The 21646-nt window shown below is 65.1% G+C and carries 12 protein-coding genes; 11 read left to right on the top strand and 1 reads right to left on the bottom strand.

The genetic code is table 11. The features are described from left to right. Window positions 1-102 precede the first annotated feature (102 nt). The 7 genes from AC07NV_RS16625 (at window position 103) to dacB (ending at window position 8391) form a co-directional block, all read left to right on the top strand. Window positions 103-987 carry a LysR family transcriptional regulator gene (locus AC07NV_RS16625; RefSeq protein WP_495167496.1) on the top strand — a complete coding sequence of 295 codons (885 nt, stop codon included), beginning with the start codon at window positions 103-105 and terminating at the stop codon, window positions 985-987. A gap of 97 nt (window positions 988-1084) precedes the next feature. Then, the gene (gene dgcN, locus AC07NV_RS16620) at window positions 1085-2119 is read left to right on the top strand and encodes an N-acetyltransferase DgcN (protein WP_495167495.1); all 1035 of its coding nucleotides are present in this window, start codon (window positions 1085-1087) and stop codon (window positions 2117-2119) included. Between the two features lie 10 nt (window positions 2120-2129). Then, on the top strand, window positions 2130-3122 hold the full coding sequence (dgcA, locus tag AC07NV_RS16615; RefSeq protein ID WP_495167494.1) for an N-acetyl-D-Glu racemase DgcA: 993 nt from the start codon (window positions 2130-2132) through the stop codon (window positions 3120-3122). A 22-nt stretch (window positions 3123-3144) separates the two neighbouring features. Next, window positions 3145-4383 (top strand): dicarboxylate/amino acid:cation symporter, encoded by a 1239-nt coding sequence (locus tag AC07NV_RS16610; protein ID WP_495167493.1) that lies wholly within the window; start codon window positions 3145-3147, stop codon window positions 4381-4383. Next, window positions 4380-5882: an MFS transporter gene (locus tag AC07NV_RS16605; protein ID WP_495167492.1), complete on the top strand. Its 1503-nt coding sequence runs from the start codon at window positions 4380-4382 to the stop codon at window positions 5880-5882. Before AC07NV_RS16610 ends, AC07NV_RS16605 begins: the two co-directional genes overlap by 4 nt. Then, window positions 5879-6907 (top strand): serine hydrolase domain-containing protein, encoded by a 1029-nt coding sequence (locus AC07NV_RS16600; protein ID WP_495167491.1) that lies wholly within the window; start codon window positions 5879-5881, stop codon window positions 6905-6907. Before AC07NV_RS16605 ends, AC07NV_RS16600 begins: the two co-directional genes overlap by 4 nt. Next, a complete protein-coding gene (dacB, locus tag AC07NV_RS16595) occupies window positions 6904-8391 on the top strand; it encodes a D-alanyl-D-alanine carboxypeptidase/D-alanyl-D-alanine endopeptidase (protein WP_495167490.1) in 1488 nt (495 codons plus the stop codon). The genes AC07NV_RS16600 and dacB overlap by 4 nt, the downstream gene beginning before the upstream one ends. On the opposite strand, the gene AC07NV_RS16590 is transcribed toward dacB, so the two are convergent. Next, window positions 8386-10767, bottom strand: coding sequence for a penicillin acylase family protein (locus AC07NV_RS16590; RefSeq protein WP_495167489.1), 2382 nt, complete (start codon window positions 10765-10767; stop codon window positions 8386-8388). The genes dacB and AC07NV_RS16590 overlap by 6 nt on opposite strands. Before the next feature lie 415 nt (window positions 10768-11182). On the opposite strand from AC07NV_RS16590, the gene AC07NV_RS16585 reads away from it, so the two are divergent. The 4 genes from AC07NV_RS16585 (at window position 11183) to AC07NV_RS16570 (ending at window position 21641) form a co-directional block, all read left to right on the top strand. Beyond that, window positions 11183-14221 carry a TonB-dependent receptor plug domain-containing protein gene (locus tag AC07NV_RS16585; protein ID WP_495167488.1) on the top strand — a complete coding sequence of 1013 codons (3039 nt, stop codon included), beginning with the start codon at window positions 11183-11185 and terminating at the stop codon, window positions 14219-14221. A gap of 227 nt (window positions 14222-14448) precedes the next feature. Next, window positions 14449-17076: a TonB-dependent receptor plug domain-containing protein gene (locus AC07NV_RS16580; protein WP_495167487.1), complete on the top strand. Its 2628-nt coding sequence runs from the start codon at window positions 14449-14451 to the stop codon at window positions 17074-17076. After that, entirely contained in the window at window positions 17076-18209 is a 1134-nt protein-coding gene (locus AC07NV_RS16575) for a pyridoxal phosphate-dependent aminotransferase (protein ID WP_495167486.1), read from the top strand. The genes AC07NV_RS16580 and AC07NV_RS16575 overlap by 1 nt, the downstream gene beginning before the upstream one ends. 591 nt (window positions 18210-18800) lie before the next feature. Then, window positions 18801-21641 carry a TonB-dependent receptor gene (locus AC07NV_RS16570; protein WP_495167485.1) on the top strand — a complete coding sequence of 947 codons (2841 nt, stop codon included), beginning with the start codon at window positions 18801-18803 and terminating at the stop codon, window positions 21639-21641. Window positions 21642-21646: the final 5 nt, after the last annotated feature.

Genomic DNA, 21646 nt, shown 5'->3' with positions numbered 1-21646 from the left:
CCCCTATAACCCGATGGCATAGAGCCCCGATACGCCGCAAATATCCGGCCAAACAAGGGGCAATCCGATACCCCACGGCCGCAGCCCCGGGATCGTAACAGGATGAACCTGCGCCAGATCGAAATATTTCACGCCGTCTTCCTGCATGGCACGGTCAGCGCCGCCGCGCGGTCGCTCAACGTGTCGCAGCCATCGGTGACAAAAGTGCTGCGCCACGCCGAACGTTCGATCGGCCTGACCCTGTTCGAACGGTCGAAGGGGCGGCTGATCCCGACCGAGGACGCGCACACCCTGTTCGCCGAAGTGTCCGACATTCAGGACCGCGTACGATCGCTGCGGCAAGCCTGCCAGAACTTGCGCCACGGACGTGGGGGACTGCTCCGCATTTCCGCCCTCCCCTCGCTGGGCCTCGGCGCGATCCCGGCAGCCGTGTCACAGTTTCTGGGCGATCATCAGGACATCATGTTCGATCTCCAGACGCTGCACCATGATGAAATGGTGCGCAAACTCTATGAACATGAAACCGACATCGCGATCAGTTTCGAGGTGCCGCTTTCGGCCCCGGTCGCCCATCAGGTGATCGGCGAGGGCGAGCTGGTGGTTATCTATCGCGAAGAAGATATGCCCGACGCGCCGCCGCGCCTGCGTCTCGACGAGCTGTGCGGGCAAAAGTTCATCAGCCCGGCGCAGAGCGGCCCGATCGGGCGGATGCTGTCCAGCGAACTCAACCGGCTGGAGGTCGAGCTGGACGAGGTGGTTTCGGCCCGCACCTATTATGTCGCGGCGGCGCTGGTCGGCGCAGGGGTTGGCATGGCGATCGTCGACAATTTCACCGCGCATGCCGCGCTGCCCCCCGGTCTGGCGAGCCGGCCTCTACAGCCAGCGATCACGTTCGACATCAACGCAGTCTATCTGCAGAACCGCCCGCCATCGCGAACCGCCTCGGCATTCCTCGCCGTCCTCGCGACGGTGATCGAGGGACTATAGCATCAGGCTATAGGAGATGGGGCGCTAGATATTGGGGCGTTGCGGCAGGTGGCGATAATATTGCCCCTTCTTACCATTACGCAGGTTTCCCGGATCCATGATCGACACGCCCTATCTTCTCTACCTCGGCCATAGCAATGACGAGATCGGCATCAAGACCTCGCGCGGGCTTGCGGTTTTCCGGCCCGACATCTGTGTCGGCGAGTTCCGCCACGACGACTGCCAGCTGACGCTCGATCTGCCGCGCATGGACTTTGCCGCGGCGCGCGCCGCAGGCGCCCGGACGCTGGTACTGGGCATTGCCAATGCCGGCGGCAAGCTGGGCGACGATCTGGTCGACGATGCGCTGGCCGCGATGGAAGCAGGCCTCGACGTCGCCTCGGGCCTGCACCAGCGACTGAACGACGAACCGCAGCTGGTCGAGGCTGCAGCGCGGCTCGGCCGCACCCTGCACGACGTGCGCGTACCTCGGCCCGACGTCCCGATCGGCAACGGCAAACGGCGCGCGGGCAAGCGGTTGCTCACCGTCGGCACGGATTGTTCGGTCGGCAAGATGTACGCAACGCTCTGTCTGGCGCGCGCGCTCGAAAAGCGTGGCGTGGCCGCCGATTTCCGCGCAACCGGACAGACGGGCATCCTGATCGCCGGCGACGGCGTCCCGCTCGATGCCGTGGTCGCCGACTTCATCTCGGGAGCGATCGAGCAGATTTCGCCCGCGCGCAGCGATGACGGCTGGGACCTGATCGAAGGTCAGGGCTCGCTCTATCACCCGTCGTTCGCCGGCGTCTCGACGGGCCTGCTGCACGGCGCCCAGCCCGACGCGCTGGTCCTCTGCCACGATCCGGTGCGCGCGCACATGCGCGGTCTGCCGCATTATGCCCTGCCCGACCTTGCCGAATGTCTGGAGGCGAATCTGCGCACCGCGCGGTTGACCAATCCCGATGTCCGGGCGGTCGGCATCGCGCTCAACACCTCGGCGCTGCCCGAGGACGAAGCGATTGCGCTGTGCGCCCGGATAGAGGCCGAACTCGGCTTGCCCGCCAGCGACCCGTATCGCTTTGGCGTCGAAACGATCCTCGACCGGCTGCTGGATACGGACGCCAGCTCGCCCGCCCTCGCCGCAACCGCCTGACCCTTCGGCTATGCAACGCACCCTGACCGTCGCTGGCGAGACGTTTCCGCTGAGCACCCCCTTTCGTATCTCACGCGGGGTGAAGACCGCCGCCGAGGTCGTGACCGTCGCCATTACCCGGGATGGCATCACCGGGCGCGGCGAAGGCGTTCCCTATCCCCGCTATGGCGAGAGCGTCGAAAGTGCGATCGTCGCGATCGAGGCCCTGCGCGAACCACTCGAGCAGGGGCTTGGTCGGCAGGAACTGATCGAGCGGATGCCCGCCAGTGCCGCGCGCAACGCCGTCGACTGCGCGCTTTGGGATCTGGAACTGCGGATGGCGGGCAGCGATATCGCGGCGGCGTTCGACCTGGAACGGCCGCTCCGCCCGATCGTCACCGCGATGACGATCAGCCTCGACACCCCCGACCGCATGGCAGCGGCAGCGGCGGCGCTTGCCGATGCGCCCCTGCTGAAGATCAAGGTCGACCGCGGCGATCCCGCTACGCTGCTGACGGCGGTCCGCGCCGCCGCGCCGCGCCCGCGCATGATCGTCGATCCCAACGAGAGCTGGACCATCGACGAGGTCCGCGGCCTGCAGGGGCTGATGACCGATTTGCGCATCGACCTTCTGGAACAGCCGCTGCCCGCCGACGCCGACGGCGACCTTGCCGGTTTCCGGTCGGCGATCCCGATTGCCGCCGATGAATCGGTCCATGTCGCGGCCGATCTCGATAGCCTGCCCGACGGCTATCGCGTCGTGAACATCAAGCTCGACAAGGCGGGCGGGCTGACCGCCGCGCAGGGCCTCGCGCAGGCCGCGCGTCAGCGCGGACTGGATGTGATGACCGGATGCATGATCTGTTCCTCGCTGTCGATCGCACCGGCGTGGGCCGTTGCGGCGAACAGCGGCTTTGTCGACCTTGACGGACCGCTCTGGCTTGCAGAGGATCGCATCGGCGGGGTGAGCGGGACGAAAGGCTTGCTATCGCCGCCACAGCCCGGCTTCTGGGGCGGGATTTGATACGATCGGGGCAAATGGATCGATGACAGGGATGCTTCGCCGCTGGTTCGCGGTACCGCTGTGGCAACGCGTCGTGGGTGCCATGGTGATCGGCGTGCTGCTCGGTCTTGCCTGGCCCGCGGCGACCTCCGCGATCGCCTTTGTCGGCGAATTGTTCGTCCGGCTGATCCGGATGCTCGTCGTCCCCATCGTGTTCATCAGCATCGCGTCGGGCGTCACCGCGCTCGCCGACCCGCGCAAGCTGGGGTCGGTGGGTGCGCGCACGATCGGGCTGTTCGCCGCGACCACCGTCTGTGCGGTGTCGATCGGCATCGCGGTCGGCCTGCTCCTCGAGCCGGGCAAGGGCGCCGCGCTTGGCGCCGCCGTTCCCCACGCGCTGGGCGAGGCGAAGTCGCTGCACGACCAGCTGATCGGCATTGTCCCCGTCAATATCGTGCAATCGCTGGTCGAAGGCGACATGCTGGCGATCATTTTCTTCGCCATGCTGTTCGGCTTCGGCGTCATCCTCGCGGGCGATCAGGGCCGCCCGATGGCGGATTTGCTCCAATCCGCCGGCCAGGTGCTGTTCCACCTGGTGCGGATCGTGATGGAAATCACCCCCTTCGGCGTACTAGCCCTCATCGCCAAGGCGGTGGCCGATAACGGCGTCGCGGTGTTCACCCATATCGGCTGGCTGGCGGTCGGCGTCGCGGCGGGGGTGATCCTTCAGATCCTGCTCGTCCATCTGCCGCTGATCGCCTTTGTCGCAAAGCAGCCTGTGCTCCGCTTCTACCGCAAGATCATCGATGCGCTGGCGGTTTCCTTTTCGACCGCCTCGTCCGCGGCCACCCTGCCCGTCGCACTCCGCATCGCGCATGAAGACTTGCGCATCGCGCCCGGCGTCGCTTCGACGGTCCTGCCGATCGGCGCCAGCATCGGCAAGGACGGTACCGCAATGTATGTGGGCCTGCTCAGCATCTTCGCGCTGCAGGCGGTCGGTGTCGAGCCCGACCTGCCGATGCTGGCGATCGTCCTGTTGACGGGCGCCCTCGCTGCGTTCGGTACGGCGCCCATCCCGTCGGCGTCGCTGTTCATGCTCGCCGCGGTCCTCTCCTCGGTCGGCGTTACGCCCGAGCAGACCGCCCTGGTAGTGGGTTTCATCCTGCCGTTTGACCGGTTGCTTGACATGACCCGAACGGTGGCAAGCGCCAGCGCCAATCTGACGGTCACGACGGTGGTGGCCCGCTGGGAACAGGCCATCGAGCCGGATAAGGCCGCATGAGCGCATCTGTCGTGACAGCGACGCATCCGGTCGGCGTATACGACACTCCGGCCAAGCCATCGCCACGGCGCCTGCTTGGGCTCTATTTGCTGCTCGGTTTTTCGGCCGGACTGCCCTTCTACATGTTCAACGCGGTGCTGACGCTCCGCCTCGCGCGGCATGGCGTCGATATCGTGATTATCGGCTTCTTCGCGTGGATCGCACTGTTACCGACGTTCAAATTCGCCTGGGCGCCGCTGCTCGACCGGTACGATGTGCCGGGATTCGCGCGCTTCTGGGGCCGCCGGCGGGGATGGATCATGCTCTCGCAGCTGGGCATTTTTCTGTCGATGATCGCCATGGCCTTCACATCGAACGACGAGAGCCTGCCGCTGACCGCGCTGTTCGCGATCCTGCTCGCCTTCTGGACTACGACGCTGGAAGTCGCCGCCGATGGCTGGCGCATCGAGCTTGCCCCGACGCAGGCCGAACAAGCGCCGGTCGTCGCCGCCAATTTATGGGGCTATCGCAGCGCGATGGTCGCGGCGGGCAGCGGCGCGATACTGGTTGCGGCGTGGACCGACTGGACATGGGCCTATCTGGTCATCGCGGTCGCGGCCTTCCTGCCCTTTCCCATCCTCGCCGCCATGCGCCCCGAGCAGCAAGGCATCGCAGGCCGCGCGAGGGCGCTGGTTTATGGCACATTCGCCAGCCTGCTCATCCTGCTCGCTGTCGCATTCGTCACCACATTGGTCGGCTGGGGATTGTTGTCCGCGGTACAAGGTGCGGGTTTTTCATCGAAGACCAATGTGACGCCGGTCGTTTTGGCGATAGCGCTATTGCCCTTCGCAGCGCTGGCCCTCGCACTGCCCCGCATCCGACGTTTGCCCGCGGGCGCACCCGCGACCATGTCCGCCGTCGTCGCGCCCTATGTCGAGCTGTTCTGGCGCTATGGTTATGCGATGCTCGCGGTGCTGGCCTTTGTCTCCCTCTATCGCATGGGCGACGTACTCACCCTCACCCTCTCGCATCCATTGTGGAACGAAGCGGGCTATAGTTTGGAGCAAATCGGTGTCGCGGACGGCGTCGTTGCGCTGTCCGCAAGCATGGCGGGCGTTGCGCTGGGCGGTTTGCTGTCGACACGCCTGCCGCTCACCTGGACGCTGGCGATCGGCGCGGTGACCGCAGCGGCGGGCAACTGGATCTATGTCTGGCTCTGGCACAGCGAGCCATCCTCCTTCGTGCTCTATACATCGGTAGCGGTCGACCAGTTCGGCAATGGTTTCGCTGGCGCGGTGTTCGTGATCTATCTCTCGATGCTGGTCAGCCCGAATTATCCGGGGGCACAATATGCCCTCCTCTCGGGCTTCGCCTTCCTGCTCCCGCGCCTGCTCGCCGGAGCATCGGGCACGATGCAGACTCAGATCGGCTATGACGGTTTTTTCTTACTGTCGGGCGCGCTCAGCTTCGCGGCAATCTTCCTTTTGCCCGTGATCGCGCGCGTGAAAGGACGGACATGACGATCGACGCAATTTGCGAACGGGGCTTCGCACCCGCGCTGGAAGCGGTCGAAAGCGGCCGCATCCCCGGCGCGACCTTGGGGGTCGTGTGCGCCGACGGTGAGAGCGCGGTGCGCCTCGCTGGAATGGCCGCCCTCGTTCCCGGGCGCGAAACGCTGACGCGCGATCACTGGTTCGACCTCGCCTCGCTCAGCAAGGTGATCGCGACCACGACGATGATCCTGATGCTCGCCGAAGAGGGACGCATCGACCTCGACCGGCCGCTGACCGATGCGATACCCGACCTCCGCCAATATGCCGTTGCCGACGCCGCCGAACGCCGGCTGACCTTCCGTGACTGCCTGATGCACCGCACTTTCCTGCCCGCGGTCGAGCCCATCTATACCTATGGCGACGATCCGGCGCGGCTGCGTGCGTTCGTCTTGCAGCGCGAATGGCGGCATGGACCGCCGGTCTATTCGGATATCAATTTCATCCTCCTCGGCATCGCGATCGAGCGTATCACCGGCGCGCCGCTTTCAGCCTGGCCGCTGGGCGAAGGACTGGGCTTTGGTCCGCCGCCCGGCCCCGCGGTCGCGACCGAGCATTGCAGCTGGCGCGGGCGTGTGATGAAGGGCGAGGTGCATGATGAAAATGCCTTCGCGCTCGGCGGCGCGCCGGGGCATGCGGGACTCTTCGGCACCATCGACGGCGTGCTGGGTTTCGCCCGCGCGATGCTGGACGGATCGATGCTGTCGCCCGCAAAACTGGCCGAGACGCGCACCGCGCACGAAGGGCATCGGACGTGCGGTTGGGAGCGCGCCTTTACGGGGTGGCATGGGGGCGAGGCCTGCTCGGCCGACACAATCGGCCATACCGGCTTCACCGGGACGGGCCTGTGGATCGACTTCGAAAGAGGTCTCGCCTGGGCCCTGCTGACCAACCGGGTCCATCCGACCCGCCACGCAGACAGCGGCATCGCCGCCCTCCGCCCCGCGGTGGGCGAGCGGGTTATCAAAGCTTGGGACGCACGGGAGACATTATGACGGCATCGATGAAGACCCACGCCTGTGCGCTGGCCCTTGCGCTGAGCCTTTCGCTCGCCCCGGCTAATGCCCGGACGCCCTTGCCCGATGCCGGGGCCGGTCCCGTTCTGGCGGCGGTCGAGCGACAGCTCGCCAACGGACCGGAGGGCGCGCGCTATGGCGTGCTGGTCGCGACGTTGGACGGCGAAACTTTGGTGTCGGTCGCCCCCGATCAGCGCTTCATCCCGGCGTCGAACACCAAGATGTTCACGACCGCGATCGCCTATGCGCAGCTGCCGCTGCTCCAGCGGACCGCAAAGGGCACGGGCGTCCGGCTTGAGGCGGGCGCTGGCGGCATATTCGACGTCGTCCTGCACGGCCGCGGCGATGCCAGCCTGTCGAGCGCCGATGATTGCGCCATCGACTGCCTGCAGACGCTGGCCGACGCGGTCGCGGCGAAGACGCGCCATGTCCGCCATGTCACCGGCGACGACAGCTGGTACCCCAACGAGCGCTGGAGCCCGGGGATGAGCTGGAACAATATCCAGTCGCGCTATGGCACCGGCACGTCGGCGCTGACGCTCGACGACAATGAGCTGGTGGTAAAGATCGCGCCCGGCGCCGTCGGTGCCGCCGCGGGCGTGGCGGCCGGCTATTATGACATCGACAATCAGGTGACCACCGTGCCGGGCAAGGCCGAGACGATCGCCGCCGTCCGCGCACCGAACAGCCGCACGCTCCGCCTGACCGGCACGATCGGTGTCGAGGCCACGACGGTCACGCTCCGGTTCGGCATCGACGATCCAGCGCATTATGCTGCGTGGCGTTTTCGCGACCTGCTGCGCGCGCGCGGGGTTCGGGTCGACGGCGATGTCGTGGCACGCCATCAGCCGCTGGCCCCCACCTATGATGCAGCGGACCGCAAGGGCCCACCGGCGATCGCGCAGGCCGCGCCGGCGATGCTCGCCGAACTGCCAGTGCCGCCGCTGGCCGAGGATATGGTACGGATCAACAAGGAGAGCCAGAATCTCCATTCCGAACTGATGCTGCGGCGCGTTGCGCGGCAGGCGGGCAACGGCTCGATCGCCGACGGTCAGGCAGTGATGCGACAGGTTATGACACAGGTCGGGTTACCCGAGACCAGCTACAGCTTTTCGGACGGGTCGGGCATGTCGAGCTATAATCGCATCACGCCGCGCGCCGCCGTCAGGCTGCTGAGCTGGGTCGCGCGCCAACCATGGGGCGCTGCGTGGCGGGACACGCTGCCGATAGCGGGACACGACGGGACGTTGCAGCGGCGCTTCAAGGGGACTTCGCTTGAGGGCAAGTTGTTCGCCAAGACCGGATCGCTCAACGCAGCACGCGCCTTGTCGGGCTATCTCGTCACCCGCAGCGGGCGAACGCTCGTCTTTTCGGTGCTCGCCAACGATATGCCCGACGGGACCGACGATCAGGCGACCGCCGCGGTCGACCGCGCGCTGGTCGTGATCGCCGAGGCGCTATAGCGCGGGCGCGAGGATCAGCCGCGCGGCGGCGTGCCGCTCGACCGCGGCCTTGCTGAACCACAAAGGCTGCATCGCACCCGCGAGCCAGAAGGGATAAAAGTTGCGATAGCGCGGTGAGCGGGGATCGGCCGACTGGCCGGGCAGCAGCAGGAAGCGGCTGTTGTCCCATGCGCCGACGTCGGCGACGAACAAATAGCTCGCACCATGCGACACGTTGAAGCCGCGCTTGGCGTTGAAGCCGCGCGCCATCGGCGTGGTTCCGTCGCCGCCCGACCGGCCGCCCTCGATCTTGGGAAAGGCGGCCGCGATCGCCGGGATCGACGACAGCGGATGCGCGATCGTCACGCGGTGCAGGTCGCCCCATTTCCAGCGTGCCGGATCGGAGCCGCCCAGTTCGACCGCCTTTTTCCAGCCTGACGCCAGCGCGCGGTCGATGAGCGCATCGCGCGCTGCGGCGGGATCGTCGCCCAGACGCTTGTCCGGCGAGGCAAGGATACGCAGCATTTCCGACAAGTTGACCGACGGGATCAGATCGCGCGCCGCCGCCGGAACGATCCGGTCATGGAAATCCGACGACAGCGCCGGCATCACCATTTCATACAGCAGCGCCGCAGCGCTGTCCGCCTCGATCCCGCAATCCCATCGCCGGAGCAGCGCAGCGGCAGGAGCGGCTTCTGCAGAAAGACTGGCAGGGAGGAGCTTCACCAGCGCCCGAGCGGGAAGCGACTGGACGTCGTGCTGAAGCGCGATGCTGTCCTCGATCCGGTGCTTCGGCTGAGCGCGGAGGACCTCGGCGATGCGATCATAGCGGAAGGGATCACTCCAGCTGAAGCTGATGATCCGCTCGCGATAGGGATAGCTCGTCGGCAGGTTCATCTGGTTCGCCGACGCGAACCAGCCCTCACGCGGATTATAGACGTGCGGCATATCCTCGACCGGCAGAATACCGGTCCAGTCGAAGTCGCCGCCGCCGGGTGCAGGAAACAGCCCGTCATGCTTCGGCCGGCGTGGTGTGAACCCGATCGTCTGCCAGCCGGTGTTGCCGTCAATGTCCGCATAGTGAAGGTTGGTCGGCGACACGTGCAGCTTGCACGCCTGCCGTAACGACGCCCAGTCCTTCGACAGGTTGATCGCAATGATTGCGAACCGCTGGTTCGCGCCCGGCAGCATGCTGACCGTAGCAAGGGCGACCGCGCGGTCGCGTGCAGCATCCTGCGACACGACCGGGCGCCCCGCAGCATAGCGCAAAGTCACGCGCTCGGGCGGCGCGCCCTTGATGGCAATCTCGTACTCGAAGGTCTCGAACGCCTTCCACTTGCCCTTGTGCCAATAGCGCCCCGGATCGCCTTCCTTGGTGCGCAGGATGAACAGATCGGTCTGATCGATATGAAAATTGGTGCGGCCGAAGGCAAAGCGATCGGTGTGCCCCTGCATGATGCCCGGCAGCCCCGGCGCGCCCGCGCCGATGACGTCGAGTCCCGGGGCGGAGAGATGGACCATGTGCCGCGGACTCGCGCGGCCAATGCCAAGATGCGGATCGTTGGCGAGAATCGGCCGCCCCGTCGCACTGCGCGAAGGGGCAATCGTCCACGCGTTGCTGCCCAGCGCGAAACGGTCCGTCCAACGTTCTTCGGGGTCGAAGCGTGCCTCCTGAACCGGATCGAAATCCATCGGCCGGGTCGCCGGATCCAATATGCCGAGGTCGGCGTCGCTCACCGCCGCACAATCGAGCCCTTCGGGAACGGTAAAGGACCATGCGGGACGCAGCGGTGCCATCAGCTGGTCCGCATCGACCAAACCGCGCGCCTGAAGCTGCGCCCGGCGCACCTCGTCATCGGCGTCGCCCATGCCGATTCCGCGGTTCCGTACCAGATCGCGGATATCCCAGCGCAGCGGGCTGATTCCCAATATGCCATATTCCAGCGGCAATTGTGCGGGGTCGGCCGCCAGCTCGTCGATGCGGGCATTCACGCCGGCCACATAGCCGCGCGCGCATTCCAGCACGTCGGCGGGCAGCGCCGCGAGTTCGGCTTCGACATCGCCGCGATAGTGGAAGAGCCGGGCAGCTTTGTCGGCCGCGACAAAGCGCGGTCCGAAGGCTTCGGCCATCCGCCCCATGTCGCGGCGAATCTCCATATCGATCTGGAACAGGCGGTCGCGCGCAACCAGATAGCCCTGCCCGAAAAAGGCATCGTGCAGCGAGGCAGCGCGGACATGCGGCACACCCAGTTCGTCTTCGACGACCTCAACCGGCGCGCGCGCGCCGGACAGTTGCACGGTCCGCACGCCGCCCTTGAAGCCGGGTTTCGCCAAAAGGCTTCCCGGCATCGCAACGAGCGCAACGGAAGCCAGCAAGAATGCGCGGCGCTGGATCAACAGGGCCTCCCCGATAAGGATTGAAGATAACGAAACCCAAACGTATCGTAGCATGGTGCCGCGGCGCTATAGCAAGCGGGCCGCCTCCTATAACTGCAAGCTATCCGCATCCGGGCTCGACGCATTCGGCAACCCATTCCCTTGGGCTATATGTCCATATAGTCAGGGTAATAGCGAAGCTGTTGACCGGCCGTAACCACCCTGTAACCTCTCCGTCATGGAACCGGCTGTCCGCGCGCCCTGAACGCGCCGGTCGCCGGACCGGTACGACGACATCACTGAAAACATAAGAAGGCGGAGCCAAGTGCCCGCCGCGCGGTCAGGTGGGACAATAGGGCAAGCCAACCCGGCACCGGCCGGGGCACGCACAGGGCGGCGTGCGGTTCGGCTCTTGGACAAAAAGGGGACTCTTAATATGCGTGATCTTGGACGAATTCGTCGGCCGCTCGGCCGCAATGGCCGCCTTGGCGCGGCGATGACTGCATTGGCGCTGGTTCAGGGAGCGCCGGCACTGGCGCAGGAAGCGACAGCCGCTGCAGACAGCACCGAAGCATCGCCCGCCGACCAGATTATCGTCACCGGCTCGCGCGTCACGCGCGACGGCTTCCAGGCGCCGACCCCGGTGATGGTGCTGACGCAGGAAGATATCCAGAACACCTCGCCAACCAACAACATCGCGGACTTCGTCAACCAGATGCCGGCACTCGCGGCGTCCATCCGTCCGTCGAACTCGCGCCTTGAGCTCAGCAACGGCATCGCCGGCATCAATGCGCTCAACCTGCGCAGCTTGGGCACCGTACGCACGCTCGTGCTGATCGACGGGCGGCGGTCCGTGGGTTCGACCGCCAGCGGGGTGGTCGACATCAACACGATCCCGCAGTCACTGGTGGAACGCGTCGAAGTGGTCACGGGCGGCGCCTCGGCCGCCTATGGCTCCGACGCGGTTGCGGGGGTGACCAACTTCATCCTGAACAAAAATTTCAGCGGGCTGAAGCTATCCGGCGATGCCGGCGTGACCGAAGAGGGCGACGGCTTCAACTATTCGGCGGACATTGCCGCCGGCTTCGGCTTCGCCGATGGCCGTGGCCGCCTGATCGTGGCGGGCGAGATCGCCCACACGGACGGCATCTTCCAGGTCGATCGCGGCTGGAACCACACCGGCTTCGTGCGGATCCAGAATCCGGCCTGGACGGCCAACAGCACCGTGCCCCGGTACCTGCTCCGGACCCAGGTCGGCGCGGCGAACTCGACGCCGGGCGGGCTCCTCACGGGCAGCACCATCCCCAATCCAGCCGGTGGATCCGCCCTGCCATCTTCACGGCTGTGCGGGAGCTATTTCGGACAGGGCGGGTCGATCAACCAGTACCAGTATGGCGCCTTGACCTTCCCTTCGCCCGCCTGCTCGTCCACCCCGTCGTTGACCCAAGGCGGCGACTGGCAGATCAATGATTCGGGCCGCCGCATCGGCCTCAGCCCGGAAGAAGACCGCTATGGCCTCTTCGGCCGGCTGAGCTTCGAGGTCAGCGACGGGGTCACGCTTTTCGCACAGGCCTCGTACAATCGGCAGGAAACACTGTTCAACGCGGGTCCGAACCTGATGACCGGCCTTAGCTTGGACGCGAGGGGCTGCGGCACGGCGGCGACCGCAGCGGCGGCTCCGACAACCTGCAACGCGTTCCTCTATAATGCGCTCGGACCGACCCCCCTGGCGGGGCTGACCAGCGCCACGCTGGCGACGACCGCCGTCGACTTGCCCGGCCGCGGCTCGAACAACAAGCGCAAGGTGCAGCGCTATTTGATCGGCGCAGAGGGTGAGTTCGAGGCTTTCGGAAAGCCGGCGAGCTGGGACGTCTATGCCCAGTACGGCCGCGCCGAGTTGCACGAGCAACTGACCAATATCCAGCAAACGGTGAAGAGAAACAACGCGCTCGCCGCCGTGTTCGCGCCGGCCGGTAATCCCAACAATCTCCCGGTCGGTTCGATCCAGTGCCTGATCAACGTCAACGCCAGCGCGGCGGATGACGATCCCGCTTGCCGCCCGCTCAACCTCCTGGGCATTGGCGTCGCCGATCCCGCTGCGATCGACTATATCCTCGGCGATCCGTACCGCGATCAGACGCTCGAACAGACCGTGGTTGGCGCCAACCTGTCGCTCACGCCTTTCGCCACCTGGGCGGGCGACGTCAGCATCGCGATCGGCGCCGAGTATCGCAAGGAGGAGATCGACGGGTTCGTGCCCGCCGAGTTCCAACCCATCTTCAACCCGGCCACCGGCGCATCGACCAGCGTGTGGTCGGTCGGCAACTTCCGCCCCAGCAAGGGCAGCTACGACGTCAAGGAGGCCTATCTCGAAACGGTCGTGCCGCTGGGCTTTGGACTCGAGTTCAACGGGGCGGTGCGCGCCACCGACTATTCGACCTCGGGCTATGTCACGACATGGAAGCTGGGCGCGACCTGGCAGCCCATCGACGACATTCGACTGCGCGCCTCGCGCTCGCGCGACATTCGCGCGCCCAATCTTAACGAGCTGTTCCAGGCGGGTACCGCCAACACCTCCACCGTCACCAACCCGTTCTTCCCGGGAGCGGGGCCAGGGACCGGCACTTATGGTTCCAGCCTCTCCTACCTGGGCACGATCACGGGCAATCTGAATCTGAGCCCGGAGAAGGCGGATTCGTGGAACGTCGGCGCGGTGTTCTCGCCCCGCTTCATTCCGGGTTTCACCGCGTCGGTCGACTATTTTGACGTCAAGGTGAAAGACGCGATCGACAGCCTCAGCGCGGACGACATCGTCAACCGCTGTTTCGAGGGGCTGGCGGACTTCTGCGCGGCGATCACGCCCGACCCGGCCAATCCCTCGCGCGTCCTGATCAGCCGCCAGCCGGTCAATTTCTCCAGCCTCGTCATGCGCGGTGTCGATCTGGAAGCGTCGTACCGCATGCCCCTCGCCGGGGGCAATTTCACCCTGCGCGGCTTGGCGACACGCTATATCGACAACATCGTCACAACAGGCGTGCCCGGCTTCGTGCCGCTCAACTCCGTCGGGACGCTGGGTGTCGGCACCGGCACGCAATCGATCACGCCGAAGTGGATCTACCGCTTCACCGCGAGCTACGACACCGACGATTTCTCGCTGACAGCGACGGCGCGAGGCGTGAGCGACGGCAGGTACGATGCCACGGGCGTCGAGTGTGGGACCACCTGCCCGATCTCGACCAACCAGTTTCCGACCTACGAGGACAACAGCATCGACGGCGCGACCTATGTCGACCTCAACGCGACGTTCAAGTTCGACGCGATGGGCAAGGGCGACGCCGAATTCTTCGTCAACGTCACCAATGTGTTCGACGCCGGTCCGATCCTGCTGCCCGAAACCGGCTTGGCCGCGAACAGCACCTATTCGGATCTGCTGGGCCGCACGTTCCGCGTCGGCGTCCGTTTCAAGATGAAGTGAGCGGGGGCAAATAAAGAAAAAAGGGAGAGCCCCGTTGCTCTCCCTTTTTTTTGGCCCTGCGTTGCCAGCTTCCCGACCAGCTCAACCAGACCTTCCCGCGCGGGGACCGGTAAAGCGGTCGTTCCGTGGCGCAATCGCCGGCTTCGATTTAGCCGCGCGTAGAAAATCTTTGTTTGTCTATTAATTTAGTTGAGTAACGGGAGCAGCAGGCAACAGGAGAAATCGCCATGTCCCGCAAAACAGCCATTCTGCTCTCCATCGGGCTTCTGCCCTTCCCGCTCTACGCCCAAACACCGGTCGCACCGGCAAATGATTCGCCCGACATCGTCGTCACGGGCACGCGCGTCTCCGAGCGCACCACTACGACATCGCCAGTGCCGATCGACGTCCTGCGGGGCGATGACATCCGGGCGTCGGGCTATCAGGAGACGACCGAGATCCTGCGCCAGCTCGCGCCGAGCTTTTCCTTCGCGACGCCAACCACCCCCGACGGCAACACCCACATCCACAATGCGACCCTGCGGGGTCTTTCGCCCGACGCGACGCTCGTTCTTGTCAACGGCCGCCGTCTCCACACAGCCGCCTGGGTCAACACCGGTGGCACGATCGGCAAGGGGTCGACGCCGACCGATCTCAACCAGATTCCCGCCGCCGCGATCGGCCGCATCGAAATCCTCCGCGACGGTGCATCGGCGCAATATGGTTCCGACGCGATCGCGGGTGTGATCAACATCCTGCTGCGCGATGACACCGCGCTTCACGGATCCGCGAGCGCCGGCACGACCTACGATGGTGGCGGCGACACCTATGAATTCTCGCTCGGCGGCGGCATCAAGCTCGGCGACGACGGCTTCATCAACGCGACCGGCTATTATCGCGACCATAAGGCCGCAAACCGTGCGCTTCCCGACACCCGCCAGTTTTATTTTGGCACCTCGCCGACCGGGACGCAGCAACCGCTGTCCGCGCGCTACGGCGCCGGCCTTGGGCTGAACCCGCCCGGCGGTGTCGCCGGGACGCGGCTCGATCCGCGCGAAGCGACCGTCGATCGCAAAGTCTGGCGCTTCGCCGATCAGGGCGATCTCAAGGACGCGAGCGTTATCGTCAATCTCGAGAAGCCGCTCGGCGACAGTATCGAGCTTTACGGCTTTGGCGGCTACCGCGTCAGCAAGGCGCATTCCAATGCGTCCTTCCGCCGCGCCGGACAGGATGAAAATGTCCGCGCTATCTATCCCGATGGCTTCCTCCCCTTTATCGATACCAAGAGCATCGATTATTCGGGTGCGCTGGGTCTCCGCGGCGATCTCGGTAGCTGGGCGTGGGACCTGTCGAGCGTCTACGGCGGCAACAGCATCGCCTACCGGCCCAAGAACACACTCAACGCGACGCTCGGCACGAGTTCGCCGACCAGCTTCTATGCCGGCAAGTTTGCCAACGCCCAGTGGACAACCAACCTCACCCTTTCGCATGATTTCGAAGTCGGCCTGGCCAATCCGGTCGGCTTTGCAATCGGCGCCGAGTACCGGAAGGACTCGTATAAGATCACCCCGGGCGAACCGAACAGCTATGCCTATGGTCCGGCGCGCATCCTCGACGGCCCCAGCGCGGGCGGCGTGCCCACGATCGGGTCGCAAGGTTTCGCCGGAATCCAGCCTGCCGATGCAATCGACACAAACCGCGACACGATCGGAGCCTTTGCCGAACTCGATGCCGAGCCGGTCGACGGCTGGAACATCAATCTCGCGGGCCGCTATGAGGATTACAGCGATTTCGGCGACACCTGGAACGGTCAGGCCTCGACCCGCATCGCCCTCCCCGCAGGCTTTGCGCTCCGCGGTTCGGTGAGTACGGGTTTCCACGCCCCGTCGCTTGCCCAGCAATATTTTAGCTCGACGAGCTCGCGCACCGTCGTCAACAACAACACCGGCTTTCCCGAGTTTGTCCTCGTGCGGACCGCGCCCGTAGGCTCCTCGCTCGCGCAGGCCCTCGGCGCTCAGGATCTCAAGCCCGAGAAGGCCGTGTCCTATGGCGGAGGCCTGACCTTTGCCAGCGGCAAGCTTTCGGCGTCGATCGACTATTATCATATCGATATCGACGACCAGATCGTCCTCTCGTCGAACTTCGTCGATGCGGCGGGCCGCCGGACGCTCCGCGACTATCTCGCCGCGCTCGGTATCCCCGGCGTGACCTCGGTGCGCTATTTCACCAACGCCGTCGACACGCGCACGCAAGGCGTCGATGTGACCGCCGCCTATGCCGTCGACCTCGGCAACGCGGGCGAGGTCAAGCTGACCGCAGCCTATAACTATAACGACGTGAAAATCCGCCGCCTCTCGGCGACGCCCGGCCAGATCACCGCGCTGGGCATCACGACGCCGATCTTCGACATCAACGAACAGACGCGCCTCGAACATGGCCAGCCGCGTGACAAGGTAGCGATCGGCGCAAACTGGAAGATCGGCGCAATCACCTTCGACGTGCGCGGCACACGCTACGGCCGGGTCGAGCAGGTCGCGCTCACCAACCAGACTCCGGCAAACGTCGCGCTGATCGCGCAGCAGTCGACGCCCTATCGCACGATCCCGACCGCGTCGGGCGCCGCGGGCAATGTCGATGTCATCCAGAAACTCAAGCCCAAATGGATCACCGACTTCAGCTTCACCGGTCAGGTGACGCCGAACGTCACCGCGACCTTCGGCGCGAACAATATCTTCAACATCTATCCAACGAAGAATATCGCCACGACCGCTGCGCTGACCGGTGCCGACACCTTCGGCGTCTTTCCTTACAGCGAATTCTCGCCCTTTGGCTTCAGCGGCGCATTCTATTATGCCCGCCTCGGGTTCAATTTCTGATGGTGGGCGCGATGATCGGCGAAGGACATGGCGGCTTTACCCGTCGCGATTGGCTGGCGGCGAGCGGCATCGCGCTCGCCGCTGCCGCGGTGCCGGGATGCTGCAATGCCCAAACCACGGGAGCTGCCGCAGTCCGGCTCAACCTGAACGAGAGCGCCTTCGGCCCTGCCCCCGGCGTCGCAAAGGCGATTGAGAGCCAGCTCGGGAATATCGCGCGCTACGTCGAGCAGGATGAAGTCGATGCCCTCGTACGGCAAATTGCCGCAATCGAAGGCGTCACGTCCGATCAGGTCGTGATCGGCGAAGTGCTGGAACCGCTTGGCCTCTATCTCGCGCGCCAGCGTCCCGGGGGCGGCAATGTCGTCTATTCGGCCCCCGGTTATACCGCGCTCGTCGATGCCGCCGCGCCGCTCGGCGGGGTTGGAAAGCCCGTGCCACTCAACACCCGGCTCGAAAACGACCTCCCGGCCCTCCTCGCGGCCATCGACACCGACACGCTCGCAGTCAATCTCGTCAACCCGCACAACCCGTCGGGCACGACCAACGAGAGAGCGGAGTTCGACAGATTCATCGGCGAAGCGGCGAAGCGCACGCTCGTCGTCGTCGACGAAGCCTATCTCGAATATGACGATCTTGCCGGCCGGAGCGCGATCCGGCTGCTTCGTGCGGGAGCGAATGTGCTGGTCTTTCGCACCCTCGCCAAGGCCTATGGGCTGGCGGGCCTGTCGATCGGCTATGCTCTCGCGCCAGCACCGCTTGCCAGGGGTCTACGCGATGCCGGCATCGGCGCACCGCACAGCCTCAGCCGCCTCAATCTCGCCGCCGCATCGGCCGCACTCGCCGATCAGGCCTATATCGCGCGCGTGCGCGAATGGACGCTCGCCGGGCGAAAGCGGCTCGAACAAACGATCGACGCGCTCGGCCTCGAACGCACCGACAGCCGGGCGAACTTTGTTTATTTCCGCGCCGCAGCCGCCGACGCGCTGCGAACCGAGGCCGCAAAGCGCAACATCCGCATCGGCCGCGCCTTCCCGCCCCTCGCCGACTGGGTCCGCATTACGGTTGGAACTCCGAAGGAGGTCGAGGCGGTGCTCCAGCTGCTCCGCGATACGCATGATGCTCCAGCGCGCTAGCGACGGCGAGGCGCAAAAGAAAATCTTGCCGCCGACACAATGCAGTTACGGCGGCCTGCCAGGGTCGCGTGAAACTGCCGATTTTGACGGATGATTTCTCCAAACGGGTCGGGTTATCCACTTGACAGAAAAACCCAATCAAATAAGTTGAGTTAATCGGATTGGGATATCCCGCGTTACCACCGGCGTCCCTATCCCGCGGAATTGACCTGCAGATTGCTCCGCGTCACCAACGCAAAGCGCGCCAGTCCACCGGACCGCCGGAAGGCTTCGTAATTCCACACCAAGGGGGAAAAAACGATGCGCCATACGCTCCAGATCTGACGCCGCGCGTCAAAACGGGACATTGGATTGGCTGCGGCTGACCTGCGACCCGCTTAACATCTTTGGCAATGGAAAGGGCGCGTGCGCGCCAACCGGGAAGAGCCTTCCGGCGTGCGTTCGCACATCCTTTTTCCACTTGCCCAACCTGCTTCAGGACCGTGCCCGGGGGCGCGGCCGACCCAGCATGTCGCGCCGGTTCGCAAGGCAGCGCGCGCGCTCTTCTCTCCCCACCTTGCGAAACAGGGACATAATATGACCATAAGAACATTGGCCAGCGGGCACCCTGCCCGCACGGCCGTACATGCGCGCAGCAGGAATGGACGCCTTCTTGCCCTTTTTCTCGCGGGCGCGTCAGCCATCGCCGCGGCGCCCGTTCAAGCGCAATCGATCGAGGAACTGAAAGAGAAGAACCGCCTGCTCGAAGCCGAGAATGCGCGGCTGCGCGCTGCCATTGGTGCGCCCGCGGGCGTGAGTGCACCAACCCCGGCCCCTGACGAGCGCGCGGCCGAACCGCAGCCGTTCCGCTCGGCCTATATATCGCAAGAGCGCGAAGAGACGGTGGGCGATGCGCAGCTCGTCGACGCGATCACGGTGACCGCGGCGCGGATCAAGGAATTGCCGAAGTCGGTCTCGGCCGTAACGGGCGAGGAACTGGAGAAATTCCACGTCAACAACTTCCGCGACATCGCGAACCGGATCGGCAACGTCCGGACGTCGTGGAACAATCCCAACACCGCCTCGATCTTCATCCGCGGCGTCGGCTGGGCGGCGGGCGCCGGGGTGCTCGACCCCAGCGTCGGGGTCTCGGTCGACGGCGTCAGTCACGGCATCAGCTCGATCTCGGCGCTCAGCAACTATCTCGATGTCGAAACCGTCGAAGTGGAACGCGGCCCTGTCGGCGCCGACGGCGAAAAGGCGGCAAACCTCGGCCGCATCTCGATCCAGACGAAACGTCCGAGTTTCACGCCCTCTGCTAGTGCGGCAGTCACCTTCGGCGAACTCAGCACCGTCATCGCGACCGCGGCACTGACCGGGCCGATCATCGACGACAAGCTGGCGGTGCGCCTGACCGTCAATCGCGAGACTGCCGACGGGCCGTTCAAGAACAAGAATGATACGCACTATAGCTGGCGCAACACCGACCGCACCAATGTCCGCGCGCAGCTTCTTTTCACGCCAACGCCGAAATTCGAGGCGCTCGTCAGCCTCGACTACACCCCGACGGGCCGCGAGATTTGCGAAAATTGCTTCGCCTTCCCGACCAAGACGCCCGAAACCTACGACTGGATCAATCCCGCGACCGGCCAGCCCGGCCGCGTCGATTACAGCAACGACGCCTTCGGCCGCATCCAACGCCGCTGGTTCGCGCAGAAACAGGATTACAACGTCGACGACTATTACGCATCGGAGATCAACACCGCCGGCGAATATCCGAACACCTATGCGACCAAGGGGGCGTCGGCGAACCTTCGTTTCGACCTAGCGCCTGGAATCAGCCTGCGATCGATCACCGGCTGGCGCGATTATGAATTCTCGCAAGGCGCGGGATCGCACACACCGTTCGAATGGCTGCGCGCGCCGCGCGGCACGCAGACGAGTTTCGAGCAGTGGAGCCAGGAGTTCCGCCTCGACGCGAAGCTCAGCTCGCGGCTGCGCTATCGCGGCGGCCTCTATTATTACAACGGCACTTTTCCCAACTACAGCCAGACCGAGCGTTACGGCTCGGACGGCGGCGCCTGGTATGCGACCGCGGCGCAATATGCGCTGCTCGACCCCGTCAATCCGGCGCTGCCGAACGCGACCGATTCCGCCGGCCGCGCGCTGCTGCTCAATTCGGTCAACGGCTTGATCACGCAGCGCAAGGAACGGTTCGAGAATGAATCCTACGCCGCCTACTCCAGCCTGATCTGGGACGCGACCGACCGGCTCTCGCTGAGCGCGGGCCTCCGCTTCACGCGCGAGGAACGGCAAAGCTGGTCGCAGTCGGGCATATTGGCCAACGGCTTCGGCACCGAGCTCAACCCCGCTTCCGTCAATAATGTCCCGCTGAACGGCTTCAACAGCAATGCGGCAGGGGCCCTTACCGGCGCCAACAATGCAAGCCAGCTCGCGCTCGCCGATTTCGTCGCGCAGAAATATTTCGGCATCGCGACCTATGGCGGGCTCAGCGCCTTTCAGCGCTCGCAGGTCGGCGCCGCCAAGTCGATCCGCGCCGCACGCATCGGCGCGCTCTATCAGCGGACCGAGGCCGAGAAATATTCGGCAACTTTGCCGACGATCGAAACCGGCCTGACCTACAAGGTCAGCGACGACCACACGCTTTATGCGACGTACAAGCATGGCGAGAAGCCCGGCATTTCGCAGATCGTCGGCGCGACCGCGCTCGGCGGCAAGTCGGTGCCCGCCGATACCGAGAAGACCGACGCCTATGAACTCGGCTTCCGCTCGCTGCTGTTCGACAACACACTGTCGTTGAGCGCGACGGGCTTCTGGCAGGATATCGACAATTATATCCAGCCGAGCTTCGTCTATGACGAGGTGCAGACGGCGCTGAACAATAACGGCCTGCCCGCCTATCTCTCGGCGCTCGGCAATGTGCCGAAGGTTCGCTCGAAAGGTGTCGAGCTCGACGTCGCCTATTTCGGCATCCCGTACACAACGCTGCGTTTCGCGGGCGCCTATACCGACGCGCGTTATCGCAGCTTTCCGCGCGCCGCAAACCCCGGCGAGCTCGGCGGCAGCAATCCCGCGGGCGCCTATTATGACGCGAGCGGCAAGACGCTGGCGGGGGCGCCGAAATGGAGCGGAAACCTCTTCGGCGACTTTTCCTACCCGCTCGAAAGCGGGCACGTCATCCACGCCAATCTCAACTATAATTTCCAGAGCGGCTATTATCCCGACACCAGCCTGTCGCGGTACACCAAGACCGACTTCTGGGGCGTGACCGACCTGTCGCTCGGCTTTGCCTTTCCGGACAACCGCTTCGACGTCAGCCTCGTCGCGAAGAATGTCTTCAACGTCGACACCGGGCTCAAGCCCAGCTGGAACCAGTACAAACCCGGCATTCCGCGCTGGCTCGGCGTGACGCTGCGCGCATCCATCGACTGACGACC

It is taken from the genome of Sphingopyxis sp. GW821-FHT10B01, assembly GCF_059415685.1.
The sequence above is the reverse complement of the archived record's forward strand: the minus strand, read 5'-3'. Positions and strand labels throughout refer to the sequence as shown.

Excerpts from the sequence above, each read along its gene's own strand:
- AC07NV_RS16625 (WP_495167496.1), top strand. The coding sequence starts at position 103 with ATGAACCTGCGCCAGATCGAAATATTTCACGCCGTCTTCCTGCATGGC.
- dgcN (WP_495167495.1), top strand. The coding sequence starts at position 1,085 with ATGATCGACACGCCCTATCTTCTCTACCTCGGCCATAGCAATGACGAG.
- dgcA (WP_495167494.1), top strand. The coding sequence starts at position 2,130 with ATGCAACGCACCCTGACCGTCGCTGGCGAGACGTTTCCGCTGAGCACC.
- AC07NV_RS16610 (WP_495167493.1), top strand. The coding sequence starts at position 3,145 with ATGACAGGGATGCTTCGCCGCTGGTTCGCGGTACCGCTGTGGCAACGC.
- AC07NV_RS16605 (WP_495167492.1), top strand. The coding sequence starts at position 4,380 with ATGAGCGCATCTGTCGTGACAGCGACGCATCCGGTCGGCGTATACGAC.
- AC07NV_RS16600 (WP_495167491.1), top strand. The coding sequence starts at position 5,879 with ATGACGATCGACGCAATTTGCGAACGGGGCTTCGCACCCGCGCTGGAA.
- dacB (WP_495167490.1), top strand. The coding sequence starts at position 6,904 with ATGACGGCATCGATGAAGACCCACGCCTGTGCGCTGGCCCTTGCGCTG.
- AC07NV_RS16585 (WP_495167488.1), top strand. The coding sequence starts at position 11,183 with ATGCGTGATCTTGGACGAATTCGTCGGCCGCTCGGCCGCAATGGCCGC.
- AC07NV_RS16580 (WP_495167487.1), top strand. The coding sequence starts at position 14,449 with ATGTCCCGCAAAACAGCCATTCTGCTCTCCATCGGGCTTCTGCCCTTC.
- AC07NV_RS16575 (WP_495167486.1), top strand. The coding sequence starts at position 17,076 with ATGGTGGGCGCGATGATCGGCGAAGGACATGGCGGCTTTACCCGTCGC.